This is a genomic window from Stenotrophomonas sp. 116085_Sma, from assembly GCF_056479585.1.
In genome coordinates this window covers 4,541,196-4,559,776 of sequence record NZ_CM151057.1, presented here as the reverse complement: position 1 = coordinate 4,559,776, position 18,581 = coordinate 4,541,196, and the positions used below count along the sequence as shown (strand labels likewise).

The window sequence follows — 18,581 nt, the reverse complement described above, 5'->3', positions numbered from 1 at the left end:
AGAGGAGAGATGTTTGCCATGAAGCGTAGGGAATTCATCGCGGCCAGTGCCGCTGTCGCCGCCAGCAGCCTGCTGCCGCAGACCCCGGCATGGGCACGCGGGCGCAAGGTGCGCCTGGCCATGATCGGCACCGGCATGCGCGGCCTGGTGCTGCTGAAGGAGCTGGTGCGTCGCGACGACGTCGAGGTGGTCGCGCTGTGCGACATCGAGCCGATCATGCTCGGCCGCGCCATGGACATGGTGGCCAAGGCCGGCAAGCCGGCACCGAAGACCTACGGCCAGGACCGTGACAGCAACGCCTGGAAGCGCCTGATGGAACAGAAGGGCATCGATGGCGTGATCATCGCCACGCCGTGGGAATACCACGCGCCGATGGCGATTGCCGCGATGCAGGCCGGCGTGGCCGTGGGCTGCGAAGTGGTGGCCGGCATCACCCTGCAGGACCACTGGGATGTACTGAAGACCCAGCTGAGCACGGGCACCCCGTACATGCTGCTGGAGAACGTCTGCTACCGCCGCGACGTGATGGCCGCGCTGCAGATGGTGCGCCAGGGCCTGTTTGGCGAACTGGTGCACCTGCAGGCCGGTTACCAGCACGACCTGCGCGGCGTGAAGTTCAATTCCGGCGACCCGAACCAGCCCTACGACAGTGGCGTGGAATTCGGTCCCAAGGGCTGGAGCGAAGCACGCTGGCGCACCGAGCATTCGGTGCAGCGCAATGGCGAACTGTACCCCAGCCACGGCATTGGCCCGTGCGCGATGTACACCGGCATCAACCGTGGCAACCGCTTCACCCACATCAATGCATTCGCGACCAAGGCCCGGGGCCTGCACGAGTACACCGTGGCCAAGAGTGGCGGCACCACCCACCCCAGCACCAAGGTCAAGTTCAAGCTGGGCGACATCGTCACCACCACGCTGGCCTGCGAGAACGGCGAGACCATCCTGCTGCAGCACGACACTTCGCTGCCGCGCCCGTACTCGATGGGCTTCCGCGTGCAGGGCACCAAGGGCCTGTGGATGGATGTGAACCATTCGATCCACATCGAAGGCCGCAGCCCGCCGCACCAGTGGGAAGAGTTCAAGAAGTACCAGGACGAGTACGAGCACCCGCTGTGGAAGCAGAATGCCGACACCGCCGCGAGTGCAGGGCATGGTGGCATGGACTGGTTCGTCATCCATGCATTTGTTGAAGCGCTGAAGGCCAAGGCGCCGATGCCGATCGACATCTACGACGCGGTGACCTGGAGCGCGATCACCCCATTGAGCGAGCAGTCGATCGCCAACAGCTTCCAGACGCTGGAGTTCCCGGACTTCACCGCCGGCGCGTGGAAGCAGCGCAAGCCGATCTTTGCGTTCGACGGCAAGTACTGAGATTTACCCCTTCCATGTTGTGACGGAAACGCCGGGCGATGCCCGGCGTTGCTGTTTCTGGGGCATTCGCCTTGTAGAGCCGAGCCCACGCTCGGCTGCGACGAAACCAGTCAATATCCGAGGCTGAAGTTCTCGGTAGTGGATTTTGTTCCGGACTGGGTACTTTTAACCGCACCGATGTAAATGAAGAAGCCGGGAGCAAGATCTGAGCGCTGGAATGGAATCCATATGGAGTCAAGCCCTGCGCCGGCGCCACCTGGATAGATCCAGCCTGGCGAAAGACGCTGGGTCTGCAATTGCCAGTTGGAGTCGTACCAGGTGATCTGAAGTTCGGTGCCCGCACCGATGCCGTGGCCGTTCACAACCATGCCGGTTGACGGTGCATCCCAGAAAAATGCATCGGTTATGACAGGGCGATCATGATCGGCCGCGATAGCTTGATGGAGCGGAAGACCGAAGCGATCGGTGCAGGTGAACAACGGGTCGTACATGAAGGAAATAACTTTGTCGACGCGCCCTGCTACGAATGTCAGGGCTCGATCCATCCGTTCCTTCGTTGTTCGCGATAGCGAGATGTAGCTGCAACCTGCGTAGTCTGGACTTTCGGTGTCTTCCTCGAACGCCTCAATATTGGCCCACAGTTCGACCCGTCGATTCCCTTGGTTGAATTCACTCTTGGCCTCTCCCAGGGCATTGAATACATCCCGTATCGATCCGCCGTATTGACTGGAGAAACTCCTAGAAGCGTCAACGCGCGGGTAAAGACCAAGCCTGGGGTCGACGGCGCCCACCAGCTGCGTTGCCTGGCCCGGCCAGTAGTAGGCCGCATTTCCGGTACCGCGCCCATCCTGAGGCGCAATGATGTCCACTCCGGCCGTGGCCAAGCGCCTGAAACCGCTGACGGTCTGCTCGACGGTCTGGGTATTGCCGCGACCGTCCTTCAGAAGAAAAAGGTAGGGTGAGATGGCATATTTTCTGCCTGGGTTGAGGTTTCGGAACAGGCCGGCATCCTGGCCGTACTCCGTGTCGGACGCAGTGTAGGTGCTTCCCAGCAGCACCTCATAGGATTGATATGCGCCGCGAAAACTACTGTGTCCAGCATGTCTTGTTGCCCAGTCGGCATAGACGCGCCGCGCCCAGTCGCGGTGTGACGAGAGCATGGCTGCATCGATCTGCCACTCTTGGCCGGTGACGACGGGGAATGCGGGAGCTCCGAGGTAGACTTCCATGCCGAGGTGATCGGCAACAGTGAGCATTGCGGTGGTGCTCTCGATTGCGTTCGCGTCGTACTGAACGAAAAGTACGTCGAATGAACCACTGGAGTAATCACAGGCTGCCTGCCCGTCATGGGGCAGAACAATGCGCCAGAACACTCTGGGTACGCCGTCAACGACAGTTTCGATCTTCCGATCAAATCCTCCGGGGCACGCGATGGCAGAGCCGTAGTGTTCGTTGAACTCGTAGCTCAGCCAGTTGCGGATGCGCCCAGTCCCGATCTCCTGCCTGGCCTGCTGCACGCAGGAGGTGCCCTCCGCAGTCGTGCAACCGATCGCGACGGTACTAGGATCGGTGTGACGCTTAAGATGCGGCCCGAAATTGAGTACTGTCGTGCCACCCATCCGATGAAAGTCCTGCAGCGAGGTCTGCCACCCACAGGCCGACCGGGCGTACATCCATGTTCCGCGTATTGGGTACTCTGTGGTGACAGCCTTGTCATACGGAGTTCCGCAGTAGCCGACGGCATCAGACGCCAGAGACGGGGTCGAAAACAGAGCGGCTGCGGGTGCCAACAGCAGGATCAGCCAGAATCGCGGGTCCACGAATTTCTCCTTGGCGTTCGGTCCATGATTAGCCTCACCCACGCGCTGGAGGCGTGGGTGTCACGGAGATTGCGTTTCAGGCACTCAGGTGTCAATGGCGCTGTGGGCCTGGCTGGAGACCAGCAACGACGTGCCTGGTTGCTCGACGGGTACTCTGGCTTCAGCGCCTGGTCTGCGCTCGGATGATGAGCATCCACACAGGCTGGTCGGACCCGTGCGTGCCGTCCCGTCTAAATCGAGCAGAGCATGGACCAATCCGAGACCATGTTCCCGTGGTCAATCCGGATCTGGCTGGCAACCGCATGAGCATAGATCGATGTCATATCCGGCATGGCTTGCGTACCCGCTTATGGGGCCGACCGCCGACGTCGAAGATCCGGTTGCCTGCCTGCAGGATGGGGCGTCGTTGCACCTGGGCACGGTGAGCGGCGTTGATCCAGACAGGAAAAATGGCGCGCCCGGAGGGATTCGAACCCCCGACCAATGGCTTCGGAAGCCACTACTCTATCCGGCTGAGCTACGGGCGCGTTGTAGAACCGCCGCGCCACCGGCCAGTGCCGGGGCGGGCATCGCAGCGCCATGAGGCGGTGCGGGACGGGCATTCTATCCAGTTTCGCCGAACAAATCTCCCCCCACGGGCAAAGCCCTGCCGGAGGGGCAGGAGTATCCTATCGCCATGGCTGATACCCCCCTCATTTCGCCGCAGTCGCCGGCGACGCCGCGTTGGCGGCATTACTGGAGTCTGATGCGCGCTGATCGCCCGATCGGCACGTTGCTGCTGCTGTGGCCCACCTGGTGGGCGTTGTGGCTGGCCGCCGGTGGCCTGCCGCCGCTGTGGACGCTGTTCGTGTTCACCGCTGGCGTGTGGCTGACCCGCTCGGCCGGTTGCGTCATCAACGACTATGCCGACCGCTGGCTCGACCCGCATGTGGAACGCACCAAGGCGCGTCCGCTGGCCACCGGCGCGATCAGTGGCCGCGCCGCGCTGGCCCTGTTCGCGGTACTGATGCTGGTGGCGTTCGGCCTGGTGCTGACCCTGAACGGGCTGACCATCGGCCTGAGCTTCATCGGCGTGTTCCTCGCCGCCAGCTACCCGTACCTGAAGCGCTACACCCACCTGCCGCAGGTCTACCTGGGCATGTCGTTCGGCTGGGGCATCCCGATGGCGTTTGCCGCCGTGCAGGGCGAAGTGCCGATGCTGGGCTGGCTGCTGTATGCCGGCAACATCCTGTGGTCCACCGCCTACGACACCTGGTACGCCATGGTCGACCGCGAGGACGACCTGAAGATGGGCTCGCACTCCACCGCGATCCTGTTCGGCGACCTCGATCTGGTGATCCAGGGCGTGCTGTACGCGCTGTTCCTGGCCACCATGGCGCTGGTTGGCGTGCGCGGCGGGCTGGGCGGTTACTACCTGGCTGGCGTGGCCGTGGCCACGGTGCTGGTGGTCTACGAGTTCTGGATCTGCCGCACCCGCGAGCGCGGTCCGTGCTTCAAGGCGTTCCTGCACAACAACTGGGTGGGCGCCGCGCTGTTTGCCGGCATCGCCGTGGACCTGGCGCTGCGTTGAGAAGCGCAGCCGAGCGTAGGCTCGGCTCTACAGCTGACAGTGCTTCTGTAGCGCCCGAGCCCATGCTCGGGCGGCGGCGCACAGCGCCGGGCCTTCCGCCACCTACGACCAATAGGTGGCAGACAGCCCGCACCCTACCGCCCAGAATCGGGCCATCGAACCTGGGAGGGTAGGCGATGGCCTCGACGGCAGCAGTACAGGACGGCTGGATGGCGCGCGCAGCGCTGCGCTCGGCCGCCTGGGCGGAAAAGTGGTTCCCCGATGCGTACGTGTTCGCGGTGCTCGGCGTGGTCATCGTCGCACTTGCCGCGATGGGCTTCGGTTCGACTCCGCAGGCCACCGCCAGTGCCTTCGGTGACGGCTTCTGGAGCCTGATCCCCTTCACCATGCAGATGGCCTTCGTGGTCATCGGTGGCTACGCCGTGGCGACCGCACCGGTGGTCGCGCGCTTCATCGACTTCCTGGCCCGGGTGCCGCGCACCGGCCGCGGTGCGGTGGTGTACGTGGGCCTGGTCAGCATGCTCGCCTCGCTGCTCAGCTGGGGTTTCTCGCTGGTGTTCGGCGGCCTGCTGGTGCGCGCGCTGGCACGCCGCACCGAGCTGCGCATGGACTACCGCGCGGCCGGTGCTTCGGCCTATCTGGGGCTGGGCGCGGTGTGGGCGATGGGCCTGAGTTCGTCGGCCGCGCAGCTGCAGGCCAACCCCGCCAGCATGCCGCCGGGGCTGGTCGAGATCACCGGCGTACTGCCGTTCACCGAAACCATTTTCCTGTGGCAGTCGATCGCACTGACCGCGGTGCTGACCCTGGTCTCGCTGCTGATCGCCTGGCTGACCGCGCCGGCCGCCGCCAGTGCGCGTACTGCCGAGGATTTCCCGGGCGCCGCGCAGGCCGAGCCGGAGCCGCTGCAGCGCCGCACGCGCCCGGGCGAGTGGCTGGAATACAGCCCGCTGCTGACCGTGCTGCTTTCGCTGCTGGCGTTCGGTTGGCTGTTCAACGAGTTCGCCAACAAGCCGGTGGTCACCGCCATCGCCAACCTCAACACCTACAACTTCCTGTTCATTTCGCTGGGCCTGTTGTTGCACTGGCGCCCGCGCAGCTTCCTCAACGCGGTGGCCAAGGCGGTGCCCAGCACCACCGGCGTGCTGATCCAGTTCCCGCTGTACGGGGGCATCGCGATGATCCTCACCCATGCTGCTGGCGGTGATGGGCAGACGCTGGCGCACCGGCTGTCGAGCCTGTTCGTGCACGTGGCCAGCACCGATACCTTCGCGCTGGTGATGGGTGTCTATTCGGCGGTACTGGGCTTCTTCGTGCCGTCCGGTGGCGGCAAGTGGATCATCGAGGCACCGTACGTGATGCAGGCCGCCAACGAACTGAAGGCGCACCTGGGCTGGGCGGTGCAGGTCTACAACGCCGCCGAAGCGCTGCCGAACCTGATCAATCCGTTCTGGATGCTGCCGCTGCTGGGCGTGCTCGGCCTGAAGGCACGTGACATCGTCGGCTTCACGTTCATCCAGCTGCTGGTGCACATTCCGCTGGTGCTGGGCCTGCTGTGGCTGCTGGGCATGACGCTGGCCTATGTGCCACCGGTGATGCCCTGAATGCAGGGCTGGCTTTCCTGCGCGGGCAGGCGAGCCAGCCTCGTTCAGCGCGTGTTTCCGCCAGCGGATGCCATGAATGCGCGTCTCACTGACCACGGCATGAGCACATGCCGAACCCACATGAATCCTTCAGAGGCTTGTGCCGCAAGGGGCCGGGCGCGTTCATTCACAGCCGTACACACGAATGTAGCCGCCCACCCACGCGTGATTAACCAATCGCTGCAGACGATGGCCGCGTCCACCGCATTCCGCGAGTGGCTTTCGGAGAACGGACATGGCACAGCAGAACCAGAACCCGAACCAGAAGCAGCCGGGCCAGCAGAACCAGCAGGATCAGCAGCAGGGACGCCGTGACCAGCAGCAGCAACAGCAGCAGGATCAGCAGCGCAAAGAGCGCAACCAGCAGCAGGGCGGCCACGACGAAGAAGAATGACCTCGCCGCACACGCGGTGTGACCGGCGAAGCCCCGCCTTGTGCGGGGCTTCGCCTATTCCAGCACGCCGATGCGCTGCAGTACCGGTGCCGCCGACATATCGTTGGGATTGGTGCCAGGCTGGTCCTGCGGCACGTCCATGCCCATCCCACGGTACAGGTCGACCCAGTGCTGGGCGATCTCTCCAGTCTGCGGATTACGGAAGTTCATCGGCTGCAGCGCGAACACGTGATGAGCGCGGAAGGCGCGTTCGATGAAGTCCGAGCAGTAGTAGCTGTCCTCGTTCAACACATACGACGTGTTGTAGGGCTTGCCCAGCATCGTGCGCGCGCTGGCGACCGCGTCCTTGATCGCGTCCCGCTGCGGCGCGCGCAGGCGATAGACCACGATCTGCCGCTGCTTGGCTTGGGCTTCCTGCTGGAACTCGGCCAGCGACTGCCGGCGCGATCCCTTCTCGTCCGCGTGCAGCACCTCCCAGCCCTTCGGCGCCGAGGCCACCAGGGCCACATGGTCGAAGCTGGTCGACCCCTGCTTGCCGGTGGCATCGTCGATGGCCGCGCTCAGGCCGCTATGGCCGGCAGTGACGAACAGCAGGTCGCCTTCGCGGACATCGACGGCCATGGCATGCGCGGGCCACAGCGCAGGCAGCAGCAGGCCGAACAGGAGAAGGAGGCGGTGCATGGGCATCTCGGACAGGCGGAATGCCGGAATTGTAGGGTGCGCGGTAGCATGGAGCGACCGGACCGGATTCAGGATGAGCCCATGCGTCAATACCGTTCCCCTGCCGTGCTGATGCTCGCCTGCAGCGTGACGCTGGTTGCGTGCGCACCTGCGCCCCAGACCACACCCACCGCCGCCGCACCTGCTGTGCCGGCGCCGGCCAACACGGCCGCAGTGGTCACGCCTGCCCCGGCACCAGCGCGCAGCGAATGCCCCTACCCGGACTTCGATGCCTTCCTGAAGCATTTCGGCAACGAGATCACGCTGCAGGAAAAGGCCACCGCCGACCCGCTGCTGGACAGCTATATCGATGCCGAGGCCGAGCCGGAACCACGCAAGGTGGAAAGCCGGCTGGCGCTGGCCGACGTCGAGTGGCCGGTGATGCCGGATCCCGCCGCACTGGCCGGGCAGGGCCGCGAGCTGCAGGTCAACACACTGGCCGATGGGCAGCGCCAGGTGCAGATCCGCACCCCGGACAGCAGTGACCAGCAGACCTACACCTTCGCGCAGGCGCCGTGCTGGACCTTGGTCAAGCGTGAGGATGAGTCGATCTGATGCCTCACTCGGCACAGGCAGGATAGGGGAGCGGCTGCTAGGCTCGAGGTCTGAACCAGGCAGGGAGAGGCCGATGCAGATTCGCAGGATGCGTACCACCACCGCCATTGCCACACTGCTGGCGATGGTGCCTTTCACCAGTCTGCATGCGCAGCCGCTGCACGCCGACGATCGCGCCTACTTCGCCAGCGCCGCAGCCGAACAGACCGCGCGTGATGCGTTGGGCAGGCAGCTGGAGGCCCTGCAGCATGCTGCGGGCACCGCACCCGCGGAACGTTTCCAGCAGGCCGAGGCCATGGAGGCGCAGTGCCTGCGCCATCACAGCTACCTGCACCTGCAGGCCGCCCGCAACGCGCGCGATCATCGTCCGGCGCAGGCGCTGGACCAGGTGATGGCGCTGTGCAGCCGCATTGCCCGCACCGGTCGCGCCGCGCTGCGCGAGGCACCTGCGGACGCGGCCTGGTCCGCACCGTATGCCTTCCTACGCACGCGCGCATTGAAGGAGGCCGCCGCCCCAGCCAATGCCACGCTGGATGAGGCGGTGGATGCGTTGGCTGATCCGGCGCTGGACAGTTTCGCGCGCCTGCGCGGGCAGATCCTGCGCACGGCCGAGTACCCGCAGGTCGTGCACGATGGGCGGCGTTGGGATACGGGGCGTGACAGGCAGGCGCTGGCCCGGCATCCAGACCGCATGCTGCGCGAGGCGGGATGGAAGGGGTACTGGCAGGGGCTGCAATCGCGCCGCGAACCGATGGCCTCGGTGCTGCTGGGCCTGGTGCAGGTGAACGACGCGGCCTCGCGCCTGCAGGGCGACGGTCCAGCGCCGGCACGTGGCTATCAGCACATGGGCCTGGATGCATCGACAGTAGACGCAACGTTGCTGGCGATCGAACACCATGCAGGCGACCGACGCGCCTACCAGGACATGCTGCTGCGCCACGCCGCGCGATCAGGCATCGACGCGCCGCAGATCTGGGATACCACGGTGCCTGACGCCGGCTACGCGCCGCCGGTGCTGTCACTGGGGCAGCTGCGCGACACCGCTGCCGACGCCATGCAGCATCTGGGGCCGGCCTACGTCGCCGAGTTGCGCGCGCTGCTGGACCCGGCCAACCACCGCATGGACCTGGCCACCGAACGTGGTGAGCGCAGCCAGGATGCATTCCCGTTGAACGCACCCGGCGCGCCGGCGATGCTGTTCGTTGGTGTGCGCAGCGGGGATCTGGAAAGCGATGTCGAGATCGCCCATGAAGCCGGCCATGCCCTGCACGGCGAGTGGATGCAGCGTGGCCATGCCTCGCCGTTGCAGCGCAATGGCAGCCCATGGCTGACCGAGGCGCTCGCCATCTACAACGAGCTGCGTTTCCGCGACCAGCTGTACCAGCAGGCACAGGACCCGCGTGCAAAGGCCTACTACCTGAAGTCGCTGCTGGACGACCTGGTGCTGCAGCTGTTCACTTCATCGGAGGAGGCGCAGCTGGAGCAGTCGATCTATCGGGGCGTGGCCGACAACACGCTGGGTACCGCCGATGACCTCGATGTACTGACCGACCAGGTGCTGGCGCGCTTCGGCCAGCAACCGGAGCGCTACCCGCAGCTGCGCAACAGCTGGATCGGCAAGCGCCTGATGTATGACGACCCGAACTATCTGGTGAACTACCTGTATGCGGGACTGCTGGCGGTGCAGCTCTACGTGCAGGACCAGCGCGACCCGGAGAGTTTCCGCCAGCGCTATCTCGCTGTGCTTGGCGAAGGCTTTGATCGCGCGCCGAACGAGCAGGTGGCGCAGCTGCTGGGGCACGCACCGGACTGGCCGGCCATGGTGGAGGCCGATCTGCAGGTGTTCAACCAAGCGGTTGCGCAGTTGCAGGCGCTGCATGTGCAGATCGAGGCAGGGCAGGGCACATGAGGATGCCGCGCAGGGCGACGCGCACCTGGGCCACGGCATGGCTGCTGGTACTGCTGTGCCTGTTGCCGGGGATGGAGATGGCCGCAGCCGCAGTACCGGCACTGGATGATCCAGTGGTGGACACCGCCAACGCACTGTCGGCGGATACCCGCGACACACTTCGCACGCAGGCACTTCAGTTGCAGGCGCGCACCGGCTCGCAGCTGCAGGTGCTGGTGGTCGACCATGTTGGCGACGAGGGCATCGAGGCATACGCACAGCAGGTGTTCGACCAGTGGCAGCTGGGCCGCAAAGACGTTGACGATGGCGTTCTGCTGCTTGTGGCCGTGCAGGATCGCCGTGTACGCATCCAGACCGGTTACGGCCTGGAGGGCGCGATTCCCGATGCCTATGCCGCCCGCATCATCGACAAGGCGATCGTGCCGCGTTTCCGCGATGGCGACCTTGACCAGGGCCTGCTGGATGGAACGAAGATCGTGGTCGCGCTGATCGATGGCGAGGACCTGCCGGCATGGGAAGAGCCATCGATGCGCAACGTGCTGCCGGCCGATTGGCGCAGCGCGGACTCGGTGGTTGCACTGACGCTGCTGGCCGGCTTCCTTGCGGGTCTGTGGCGCTCACCGCCCTTGCGGCCGGCGCCCAGGACGCTGGACGACTTCGCATGCAGGCGTCGCGAGCGCCGGCGTGGGGCGCCGCGCGAGGTCACCACGTCGCAGGCGCGCCCGAAGCCATTGCCGGCCTGGGCCCGCCCGCTGCTGGTGACGGCTTTGGTGGCCGCGGGCCTGCTGGCGGCGGCCATGTGGGCGCCACGCCAGGCACTGGCAGCGATCTGCATCGTCTTGGCGTTGTGCGTACCGGTGGCGAGCCTGCTCGGCTGGTGCTGGCGCCGCAGCCGAGGCCTGCGCGTCGTGTTGCTGGGCATGCTCGGGGTCAGTGCGGGTTTCTGCGTGGTGATGCTGCTGCGTGGACAGTTGCCGCCCAGCCTCGCCCTGCACACGCTGCTGGACCTGGCCGTGGGCATTGCCGCGATGCTGGTGTTCTTCCTCGTACAGGCCTGCCGTGCGCGCTGGCACAAGGACCGCAGCAGCTTCGGGGTGCGGTTCGCAGTGCTCTTGCTGCTGACCGCGGGCTACGCGATCGTCGCACTGCTGGCCATTGATCGGGCCGATCCGGTTGCACGCCTTGCAGCCACGATCGGATGGGGTGCCGGCACGCTCGTGCTGTACTTCGCTTGGGTCTTCACCATGCTGCCAGGTGAGAAGGCACGCGGCGGCCGCAGTTCATCCGGTGGCCACCGCAGCGCATCCAGCACCTCGTCGTCGAGTTCATCTTCGAGCAGTTCCAGCAGCTGGTCCGGGGGCGGTGGCCGCAGCGGGGGAGGCGGTGCATCGGGCAGCTGGTAGTTCAGGCTGCCTGTACGCGCCAGCCGAGTGCAGCGTCCTCCACGACACCCGGGCCGGCTACCTCGCCGACCCGCACCTGCAGTCCCTGCGCATTGGGGAGGTCCTTCTGCTCCGGGAACCAGCGGCGATCGGCCGCCACCACGATCAGCAGGCCTTCGTCGTCGCCCATCGGCGCGAACTGCGCCGAAGGCGGGCTGATCGGTTGCAGGCCGAACCGCAGGCTGGACTGTTCGCGCACGGCATCGACATCGTGACTGGGCAGGCCGACCTCGCTCAGGCAGGTCAGTTCGCTGCCGTGGAAGGCGCCCTGATGCAGACTGGCCGGCAAACGGCGGCGGCCGATCAGTTCCAGGATCAGGCCATCAGGGCCAGTGAAGTACACGGACTGGGACTGCCAGCTGCTCTCCAGCGCGAAGTAGTCCAGTCCCGCCGGATTACGTTGCAGCGGCGTCCGCTCACGCAACCAGGTCATCGCCTCGCTGAAGCGGTTGTCCGGTACGTTGAAGGCCAGGTGCACGCCCCCGACCGGATGATCACCCGCCGGCTGCAGTTCGATCGTGCTCCAGCCGATGTGCACATGATTGCCGACCACGCGCTGCTGCAGCACATCGTGGAAGTAGCTGGCCACGGCACCGACGTCGGAGACCGGCAGGGTGAGGTGCAAAAGGCGCATGAACGTTCCTCCGTGGACGCGACCACTGTAGCTCCGGGCCGTGCCTGGCGGCCACTAGCGCAACGCGTCTGCGAAGAACCGCACCGCTTCATCCACCGCTTCCTGGTGGGTTTTCGCCCTGGGGACCGACGTGTTGCACAGCCCGGGCAGCCTCTGCCCGCCGACAGCGGTACAGGCCGCCAGGAAGTCGTAGTGACCCACGTCCGGCAGGCGTTGCAGCGTTGCGCGCGGAATCTGTGCCTGTGCGGCCTCACCATTGGTCTCCGGTGGCGCGACAGCGTCTGCGGTCCCCAATATGATCGACACCGGCTGCCGCAACGCGGACAGCTGCGCGGGCGCGAACGCCTGCACGATGGCGGGTGCCAGCAGGAACACGGCACGCACGCCGGGAATCGTGCGCTGTGCGTCGGCCTCGGCGATCCAGGGGGCAAGCGCGGGTGAAGCCGCAGCGGCCCGGCGTGCCTGCATCGTGTGCGTGGCCGCCTCCTGTTGCGGTTGGCAGACGCCGTCATCCGGGTGTGCGGTGCAAAAGGCCAGCAGTCGCTGCAGGCTGGGCCGTGCACCGGCGGCCAGCAGCGCGGTGTAGCCACCGGCCGAGAAGCCGACCACGCCCAGCCGTTCAGGATCGACATGCGGGCCCAGGATCGGATCGGCCTGCACGGCGGCCAGCGCAGCGCGCAGGTCATCCGCGCGCAGCCAGCTCAGCATGCTGCCGGCCAGCGTCATCTCGTCGGCACCGTTGTTGCCGGGATGATCCACCGCGATCACCAGATAGCCGTCCCGCGCCAGCGCCGTGCCCAACCAGCCCATCATGCGTGCGCTGCCGCCGTTACCGTGCGACAGCAGCAGCGTCGGCAGGCGAGCCCCCGCGACGCGAGCATCCATCGCTGCGCGTCCGACCTCGAACAGCGGCGCGTCGGGCGGGCCGATGGTCAGGGCGGTTTCCCGGCTGCCGGCCACCGCTGGGTACCAGACCGTGTAGCGCAGCCCATCGTGGTGCTGCGCATCGCGTACAGCTGCGCTGGCCACGGTGGTGGCGCCGTGGCGCTCGCCGGCCGCCTGCGTCTCGCTGCCCTCGGCGATGGCAGTGGAGACCATGAGGATCATTCCCAGCACAGCGGCCATCATGCGCATCTTCAATTCCTTGTCAGTTGGGGTGCTCGTCGACTGGCAGCCAGATCTCCACGCCGCCGTTGCCGGTGTGCTCATCAAAGCGGCTGTCGTAGCGTTCCAGGTCCGGTGCCTCGGCCAGGCTCAGGCCGGATCCTGGCAGGTAATGGTCCAGCAGCCAGAACCAGGTCGAGCGGATGGCCGAGATGTGCCCGCCGTGCCAGGCCACAAGATAGCGGCGCGCCGGCACGTCCATCCGTTGCCAGTGCGCCGGCACGGTCGGCAGCGCGTTGGCGGGCAGTGCGGCAATGTAATCGAAGCCGCCATCGTCATCACTGTTGCAGCACACGCCGAAGCTGATCGGCGCCGGCGTCGGCCATTCCCGATTGAGCTGCGCCCACTGCCCGGGTATCGCGCCGCCACTATCGCGGGTATGCCGCATGCCGATGCCCACTACCTGGAATGCGGGCGTGTCGAGCAGTCGTGGCGCTTCACCGCAGGGCGCCGGCGCATCGTCCACGCGGATCGCCTGTACCAGCGCCAGGCCATCGGTGCCCTGTTCGCGTACCCGCTCGGGTGTCTGCCCGAACTGCTCGCTGAAGGCACGGGTGAACGCGGCATGGGTGGAATAACCGGCCCCCAGCGCGACCTGCAGGATGTCACCGGCGCCGTTGGCCAGCCGCTGCGCAGCAGCGGTCAGGCGCCGTCCCCGCAGATAGCGCACCACCGAGGTGCCAGTGCGGGCCTGGAACAGGCGTGACAGATGGAACGGCGACAGCCCCGCTGCGGCGGCGATATCGGCCAGCGCCAATGGCTGGTCCGCATGGGTTTCGATGTACCACAACGCCTTGCCTGCCGCGCTCATCCTGCCGTTCCCGAATCCGATGCCAGGCACAGTAGCGGATCGGCAGGCGCGGCGTTTAGCAGTTCTTGCGCTGCCGGGGCTTTGCGTCTGCCCGCGTACCGGCAACAATGCGTGCTTCATGGACGTATTGGGGGGGCAGGGAGATGCGATCAACGACGTGGGATGCCAGGCCGGTGGAACCGATCCGATGATGGACTTGGTGGTTACACAGTGGCTGTTGCCCTGGCTGTTGACCCTCGCATTGCTACTGCTGATGTGGCGCTGCGCGCCGTACTGGAAGGGCAATGCCTGGGTATACCGCGCCGGCTTCGCGCTCCTGGCCGGGCTGCTGACACCGACGTTGATGCTGGCCGGTCACGGCGTTCTGCCGGTTCCGACCGTCGGAGGAGTGGTTACGGTGTTGCTGCGGTTGGAGTGGATCGGCGATCTGGACTTCAACCTCCTGGCGGTCGGCACCGACAACATCTGGTTCCTGTTCACACCGTTCCAGATGGTGTCCATTGGCATGCTGTTCTTTCCACTGCGGACGGCACGGCCGGCTCGTCTTGGCTTCGGCGGCAAGACCACGGACTAGCCCCCACGCCGCGAGGCGCCAATGCTCATCCACGCATGGCGTGGATCTACTACTCCGGCCTGGGTCGGCACATGCGGGACCTGCCAGTAGATCCACGCCATGCGTGGATGCCTTTCGCATTGATGCGCGACCCCGCATCAAGCTGTCGCACTGACGTCATGGCTCCTTCACAGATCGCGCCGAGACTGCGCGGCTTGTCCAGCCCTGTTGTTTCCGAACAGGTGCTGGCCCTGTCGCGTCCTCCCGGAGCCCTGCCGTGCATCGTTCGAAGCTTTCGCGTTCCATCCTCCTTGCCCTTTCCATGGCCAGCGCAGGAGGCGCGATCGCAGCGGAGGCCGATGCGGTCGATGCCAGCAGTGGCAGCCGCGCCGTGCCCACCCAGCTCGATGCGATGCTGGTCACCGGCACCCGGGCCTCCAACCGCACCCAGTTCGAAACGCTGGCGCCGGTGGATGTGTTCACCAAGGAAGACATCACGTCCGTTGAATCCACCGACCTGAAGGACGTGCTGGCGCAGCTGGTGCCGTCGTTCGTGGTGCAGCGCCTGCCGATGGCCGATGGCCAGGTGTTCGTGCGCCCGGCCACCCTGCGCGGGCTGTCGCCGGACCAGACCCTGGTGCTGGTCAACGGCCGCCGCTTCCACCGCAGTGCGCTGCTCGGCAACCGTGGCGCGCAGGCCGCCGACCTGGCGCAGATTCCGACCAGCGCGATCAAGCGCATCGAGGTGCTGCGTGATGGTGCCTCGGCGCAGTACGGCTCGGATGCCATCGCCGGCGTCATCAACATCATTCTCGAAGACGGCCCCGGCACCGAGATCACCGCCGGTTACTCGCAGTATGCGCAGGGCGATGGTGCCTCGCGCGACTTCAGTGCGCGCACCGGCTGGTCGCTGGGCGACTATGGCAGCCTGGTGCTGTTCGCTGAATCCTCCAATTCCGATGCCACCTCGCGCACCCGCCAGCGCCCGGATGCCATCGCGTTCCAGGCCGCACATCCCGAGCTGGCGGTACCCAACCCGGTGCAGCGCTGGGGCCAGCCGGAACTGGAAAGCCGCCGCGTCGGCTTCAACGTGAAGGCCAACGCCAGCGACACACTGGAGCTGTATGCGTTCGGCCTGTACAGCCACAGCGACGGCGTCAGCGATTTCAACTGGCGAAACCCGGATACCACCACCGGTGCCTACCGAACCACCACCATTTTCCCCGGCTGGAACCTGCGCTCGCTGTATCCGGTGGGCTTCAGCCCGCAGTACGGCAATGTCCAGAACGATCTGCAGCTGGTCGGCGGCCTGCGCGGCGAGATCACGCCCAAGCTGCGCTGGGATGTCAGCGCCTCGTATGGCCGCAACGCCATCGACTACAGCTTGAAGAATTCGATCAACGCCTCGCTGGGTCCCGCCAGCCCGACCGCGTTCGACCTCGGCCGCCTGACCCAGACCGAGAAGAACGCCAACGCCGACTTCAACTACGAGTGGGACGTGGCCGCGCTGTCCAAGCCGATCAACGTCGCCTTTGGTGGCGAGTTCCGCCAGGAAACCTACCAGGTCCGCGCCGGTGATCCGGCCTCGTACGCGGTGGGCCCGGGCGCGGCCGCGGGCCTGGAGGCCAATTCCAATGGCGCGCCGGGCTTCTCGGCCAGCCAGGCCGGGCAGTGGACCCAGCGCAGCAAGGCCGCCTACGTGGACATGGAAGTGCCGCTGGGCGAGCGCTGGAGCATTGGCGCGGCCAGCCGCTACGAAGACTTCTCCAGCTTCGGCAGCACGCTGGATGGCAAGCTGTCGGCGCGCTTTGCGATCACCCCGGACGTGGCCCTGCGCGGCACCGTGTCGACCGGCTTCCGCGCACCGACGCCGGCGCAGCTCAACACCACCAGCACCAGCCAGGGCCTGGACACGCGCACGCTGCAGATCTTCACCAGTGGCCGCCTGTCGCCGAACGATCCGCTGGCGCAGCTGCTTGGGGCCAAGCCGTTGAAGCCTGAAGAATCGCGCACCGCCTCGCTGGGCCTGACCTGGCGCACCGACCTCGGCCTGTCCGGCTCGGTGGACGTCTACCAGATCAAGCTCACCGATCGCTTCAGCCAGTCGGCCAGCTTCGCCATTCCGGCCGGTACGCCCAATCCACTGGGCTACACCTCGGTGAACTACTTCACCAACGACTTCGATACCACCACCACCGGCGTGGACGTGGTCGGCAACTACCTGCGCGATCTCGGCGCCGGCCGCATGACGCTGACCCTGGCCTACAACTACAACCGCACCCGCGTGGACAACGGCAGCACCTCGGTGGCCACCAACGAAACCCAGCGCGTGCTGTTCGAGGACCGCCTGCCCGAGCACAAGGGCAGTCTGACCGGCAGCTGGGACATCGGTGCCTGGTCGCTGATGGCGCGCATGCGCTACTACGGTGCCTGGACCGACTCCAGCGGCAACGCGGTGGGCGACATCTACCAGCGCTTCGGTGCGATGAGCTTCCTCGACCTGGCCGTGGGGTATCGCATCAACGAGCACCACAGCCTGCGCGTGGGTGCCGACAATGTGTTCGATCGCTACCCGGATGAGGCCACGTTCCAGGCCAGCCGTGGCCTGGTCTACTCGCGCAACGCGCCGTACGACACCGACGGTGCCAACCTGTACGCGCAGTACCGGTTGACCTTCTGATGGACGCTCGTCGTCGTTCCCTGCTGCGCGCCGGTGCATTGCTGCCGGCCGCAGCGGCGCTGCCTTCACTGCCGGCCAGCGCCACTGCGCGTTACGCTTCGCCGATGGAGATTCCCGCGACGACCGTGGCGCCGGAAGTACTGGCCCGCGATGAAAACCATTGGGCCGCCGTGGCCAGCCACTTCGACATCACCGACGAAGTGAACCATCTGGAGAACGGCTACTGGGGCGCGATGGGGCGTGAGACGCTGGCCAGCTATCAGCGCCATACCGCCGAGGTGAACCGTGGCAATGCCTGGTATGGGCGCCGCGCGTTTCCGGCGCAGTACATGGCGGTACTGCGGCAGGTGGCCGAGCTGCTGGGTGTGGGTGCGGATGAGATCGCACTGACGCGGGGGGCCACCGAGGCGATGCTGGCGTTGATTGGCGGCTACAACCGCCTGCAGCCCGGCGACCAGGTGCTGTATGCCGACATCGACTACGACAGCATGATCGGCGCGATGCGCTGGCTGCAGCAGCGTCGTGGCGTGCAGGTCGAGCGCATCGCGCTGCCATCGGTGCCCGACCACGCACAGATCGTGCAGGCCTACGAGACTGCATTCGCGCGATTGCCGCAGCTGAAGCTGGTGCTGTTGACCCAGGTCAGCCATCGCCACGGGCTGGTGCTGCCGGTGGCGGAGATTGCCGAGCGTGCACGTGTGCGTGGTATCGATGTGATCGTCGATGCCGCGCACGGGTTCGGCCAGATCGACTATGCGGTACCGCAGCTGAAGTCTGATTTCGTCGGCATCAACCTGCACAAGTGGATCGGCGCACCGGTCGGTGTCGGCGCGCTGTACGTGCGCAAGGGGCGCGTGGCGGACCTGGATCCCTACATGGGCGAGACCGACGATGGCCGTGTCGGCAGCCGCGTGCACACCGGCACGGTCAACTTCGCGGCATACCTGGCGCTGCCGCAAGCGATCGCATTGCACCAACGCATCGGCGTGGCCAACAAGCAGGCGCGCCTGCGCTACCTGCGCGAGCGCTGGACGGTACCTGCGCGGCAGATGGCGCATATCGAAGTGCTGTCTTCGCCGGACCCGGCGCTGGCCAGTGCATTGGCTAGTTTCCGTCTGCGCGGCCACACCTCGGTGGAACAGAACCAGGCACTGCAGAGGCGCCTGTTGGATGAACATCGGATTTTCACCACGTATCGCGATGGCCTGGAATCGGGTGCCTGTGTACGGGTGACGCCGTCGGTGTTCACCCGGCCGGAGCAGATGGATGCGCTGGCGCGGGCCCTCTCTGCCCTGGCCTGACCCTGCGCTGGTAG

General features: G+C 66.1%; 15 protein-coding genes and 1 tRNA gene. 10 read left to right on the top strand and 6 right to left on the bottom strand.

Features of this window, described 5'->3' with window-relative positions:
• The first annotated feature begins 18 nt into the window (after positions 1-18).
• Positions 19-1,374 (top strand): Gfo/Idh/MocA family oxidoreductase, encoded by a 1,356-nt coding sequence (locus ACZK0Z_RS21110; protein ID WP_197632378.1) that lies wholly within the window; start codon positions 19-21, stop codon positions 1,372-1,374.
• Positions 1,375-1,484: 110 nt separating this feature from the next.
• Here ACZK0Z_RS21110 and ACZK0Z_RS21105 read toward each other — a convergent pair whose 3' ends face one another.
• Complete coding sequence (locus ACZK0Z_RS21105) at positions 1,485-3,194, bottom strand: DUF4434 domain-containing protein (RefSeq protein WP_049404399.1); 1,710 nt, start codon at positions 3,192-3,194, stop codon at positions 1,485-1,487.
• Positions 3,195-3,644: 450 nt separating this feature from the next.
• Positions 3,645-3,721: transfer RNA gene (locus ACZK0Z_RS21100), tRNA-Arg, on the bottom strand.
• 149 nt (positions 3,722-3,870) lie between these two features.
• Between ACZK0Z_RS21100 and ubiA the strand changes: the two genes are divergently transcribed.
• The 3 genes from ubiA (at position 3,871) to ACZK0Z_RS21085 (ending at position 6,798) form a co-directional block, all read left to right on the top strand.
• Positions 3,871-4,764 carry a 4-hydroxybenzoate octaprenyltransferase gene (gene ubiA, locus ACZK0Z_RS21095; RefSeq protein WP_197632379.1) on the top strand — a complete coding sequence of 298 codons (894 nt, stop codon included), beginning with the start codon at positions 3,871-3,873 and terminating at the stop codon, positions 4,762-4,764.
• 176 nt (positions 4,765-4,940) lie between these two features.
• Positions 4,941-6,365 (top strand): TIGR00366 family protein, encoded by a 1,425-nt coding sequence (locus ACZK0Z_RS21090; protein WP_197632380.1) that lies wholly within the window; start codon positions 4,941-4,943, stop codon positions 6,363-6,365.
• 274 nt (positions 6,366-6,639) lie between these two features.
• Positions 6,640-6,798 (top strand): hypothetical protein, encoded by a 159-nt coding sequence (locus tag ACZK0Z_RS21085; protein ID WP_014038817.1) that lies wholly within the window; start codon positions 6,640-6,642, stop codon positions 6,796-6,798.
• A 54-nt stretch (positions 6,799-6,852) separates the two neighbouring features.
• Here the strand turns inward: ACZK0Z_RS21085 and ACZK0Z_RS21080 are convergent, their stop codons facing one another.
• Entirely contained in the window at positions 6,853-7,479 is a 627-nt protein-coding gene (locus ACZK0Z_RS21080; protein ID WP_111108650.1) for a YiiX/YebB-like N1pC/P60 family cysteine hydrolase, read from the bottom strand.
• A gap of 81 nt (positions 7,480-7,560) precedes the next feature.
• On the opposite strand from ACZK0Z_RS21080, the gene ACZK0Z_RS21075 reads away from it, so the two are divergent.
• The 3 genes from ACZK0Z_RS21075 to ACZK0Z_RS21065 all read left to right on the top strand — a co-directional run bounded on the left by ACZK0Z_RS21075 (position 7,561) and on the right by ACZK0Z_RS21065 (position 11,385).
• Positions 7,561-8,073, top strand: a complete 513-nt coding sequence (locus tag ACZK0Z_RS21075) for a hypothetical protein (protein ID WP_111108649.1) — start codon at positions 7,561-7,563, stop codon at positions 8,071-8,073.
• Positions 8,074-8,146: 73 nt separating this feature from the next.
• Entirely contained in the window at positions 8,147-9,982 is a 1,836-nt protein-coding gene (locus tag ACZK0Z_RS21070; RefSeq protein ID WP_197632381.1) for a M3 family metallopeptidase, read from the top strand.
• A 2-nt stretch (positions 9,983-9,984) separates the two neighbouring features.
• Positions 9,985-11,385, top strand: coding sequence for a TPM domain-containing protein (locus ACZK0Z_RS21065; protein ID WP_197632398.1), 1,401 nt, complete (start codon positions 9,985-9,987; stop codon positions 11,383-11,385).
• Between the two features lies 1 nt (position 11,386).
• On the opposite strand, the gene ACZK0Z_RS21060 is transcribed toward ACZK0Z_RS21065, so the two are convergent.
• Genes ACZK0Z_RS21060 through ACZK0Z_RS21050 form a run of 3 tightly spaced genes read right to left on the bottom strand, consistent with a single transcriptional unit; the run spans position 11,387 to position 14,033 of the window.
• The gene (locus tag ACZK0Z_RS21060; RefSeq protein ID WP_049431932.1) at positions 11,387-12,058 is read right to left on the bottom strand and encodes a VOC family protein; all 672 of its coding nucleotides are present in this window, start codon (positions 12,056-12,058) and stop codon (positions 11,387-11,389) included.
• A 54-nt stretch (positions 12,059-12,112) separates the two neighbouring features.
• The gene (locus tag ACZK0Z_RS21055; protein ID WP_197632382.1) at positions 12,113-13,192 is read right to left on the bottom strand and encodes an alpha/beta hydrolase family protein; all 1,080 of its coding nucleotides are present in this window, start codon (positions 13,190-13,192) and stop codon (positions 12,113-12,115) included.
• Between the two features lie 13 nt (positions 13,193-13,205).
• Entirely contained in the window at positions 13,206-14,033 is an 828-nt protein-coding gene (locus tag ACZK0Z_RS21050; protein ID WP_049431936.1) for an AraC family transcriptional regulator, read from the bottom strand.
• On the opposite strand from ACZK0Z_RS21050, the gene ACZK0Z_RS21045 reads away from it, so the two are divergent.
• The 3 genes from ACZK0Z_RS21045 (at position 14,002) to ACZK0Z_RS21035 (ending at position 18,567) form a co-directional block, all read left to right on the top strand.
• Complete coding sequence (locus tag ACZK0Z_RS21045) at positions 14,002-14,607, top strand: hypothetical protein (protein WP_238378653.1); 606 nt, start codon at positions 14,002-14,004, stop codon at positions 14,605-14,607. The genes ACZK0Z_RS21050 and ACZK0Z_RS21045 overlap by 32 nt on opposite strands.
• A gap of 256 nt (positions 14,608-14,863) precedes the next feature.
• Positions 14,864-17,266 carry a TonB-dependent receptor plug domain-containing protein gene (locus ACZK0Z_RS21040; protein ID WP_329860290.1) on the top strand — a complete coding sequence of 801 codons (2,403 nt, stop codon included), beginning with the start codon at positions 14,864-14,866 and terminating at the stop codon, positions 17,264-17,266.
• Entirely contained in the window at positions 17,266-18,567 is a 1,302-nt protein-coding gene (locus tag ACZK0Z_RS21035; protein ID WP_197632384.1) for an aminotransferase class V-fold PLP-dependent enzyme, read from the top strand. The genes ACZK0Z_RS21040 and ACZK0Z_RS21035 overlap by 1 nt, the downstream gene beginning before the upstream one ends.
• The last annotated feature ends 14 nt before the right edge of the window (positions 18,568-18,581 follow it).

Coding starts and splice junctions, on each gene's coding strand:
- ACZK0Z_RS21050 (WP_049431936.1), bottom strand. CDS start 14,033: ATGAGCGCGGCAGGCAAGGCGTTGTGGTACATCGAAACCCATGCGGAC.
- ACZK0Z_RS21055 (WP_197632382.1), bottom strand. CDS start 13,192: ATGCGCATGATGGCCGCTGTGCTGGGAATGATCCTCATGGTCTCCACT.
- ACZK0Z_RS21045 (WP_238378653.1), top strand. CDS start 14,002: ATGTACCACAACGCCTTGCCTGCCGCGCTCATCCTGCCGTTCCCGAAT.
- ACZK0Z_RS21060 (WP_049431932.1), bottom strand. CDS start 12,058: ATGCGCCTTTTGCACCTCACCCTGCCGGTCTCCGACGTCGGTGCCGTG.
- ACZK0Z_RS21035 (WP_197632384.1), top strand. CDS start 17,266: ATGGACGCTCGTCGTCGTTCCCTGCTGCGCGCCGGTGCATTGCTGCCG.
- ACZK0Z_RS21080 (WP_111108650.1), bottom strand. CDS start 7,479: ATGCACCGCCTCCTTCTCCTGTTCGGCCTGCTGCTGCCTGCGCTGTGG.
- ACZK0Z_RS21110 (WP_197632378.1), top strand. CDS start 19: ATGAAGCGTAGGGAATTCATCGCGGCCAGTGCCGCTGTCGCCGCCAGC.
- ACZK0Z_RS21070 (WP_197632381.1), top strand. CDS start 8,147: ATGCAGATTCGCAGGATGCGTACCACCACCGCCATTGCCACACTGCTG.
- ACZK0Z_RS21090 (WP_197632380.1), top strand. CDS start 4,941: ATGGCCTCGACGGCAGCAGTACAGGACGGCTGGATGGCGCGCGCAGCG.
- ACZK0Z_RS21085 (WP_014038817.1), top strand. CDS start 6,640: ATGGCACAGCAGAACCAGAACCCGAACCAGAAGCAGCCGGGCCAGCAG.
- ubiA (WP_197632379.1), top strand. CDS start 3,871: ATGGCTGATACCCCCCTCATTTCGCCGCAGTCGCCGGCGACGCCGCGT.
- ACZK0Z_RS21065 (WP_197632398.1), top strand. CDS start 9,985: ATGCCGCGCAGGGCGACGCGCACCTGGGCCACGGCATGGCTGCTGGTA.
- ACZK0Z_RS21075 (WP_111108649.1), top strand. CDS start 7,561: ATGCGTCAATACCGTTCCCCTGCCGTGCTGATGCTCGCCTGCAGCGTG.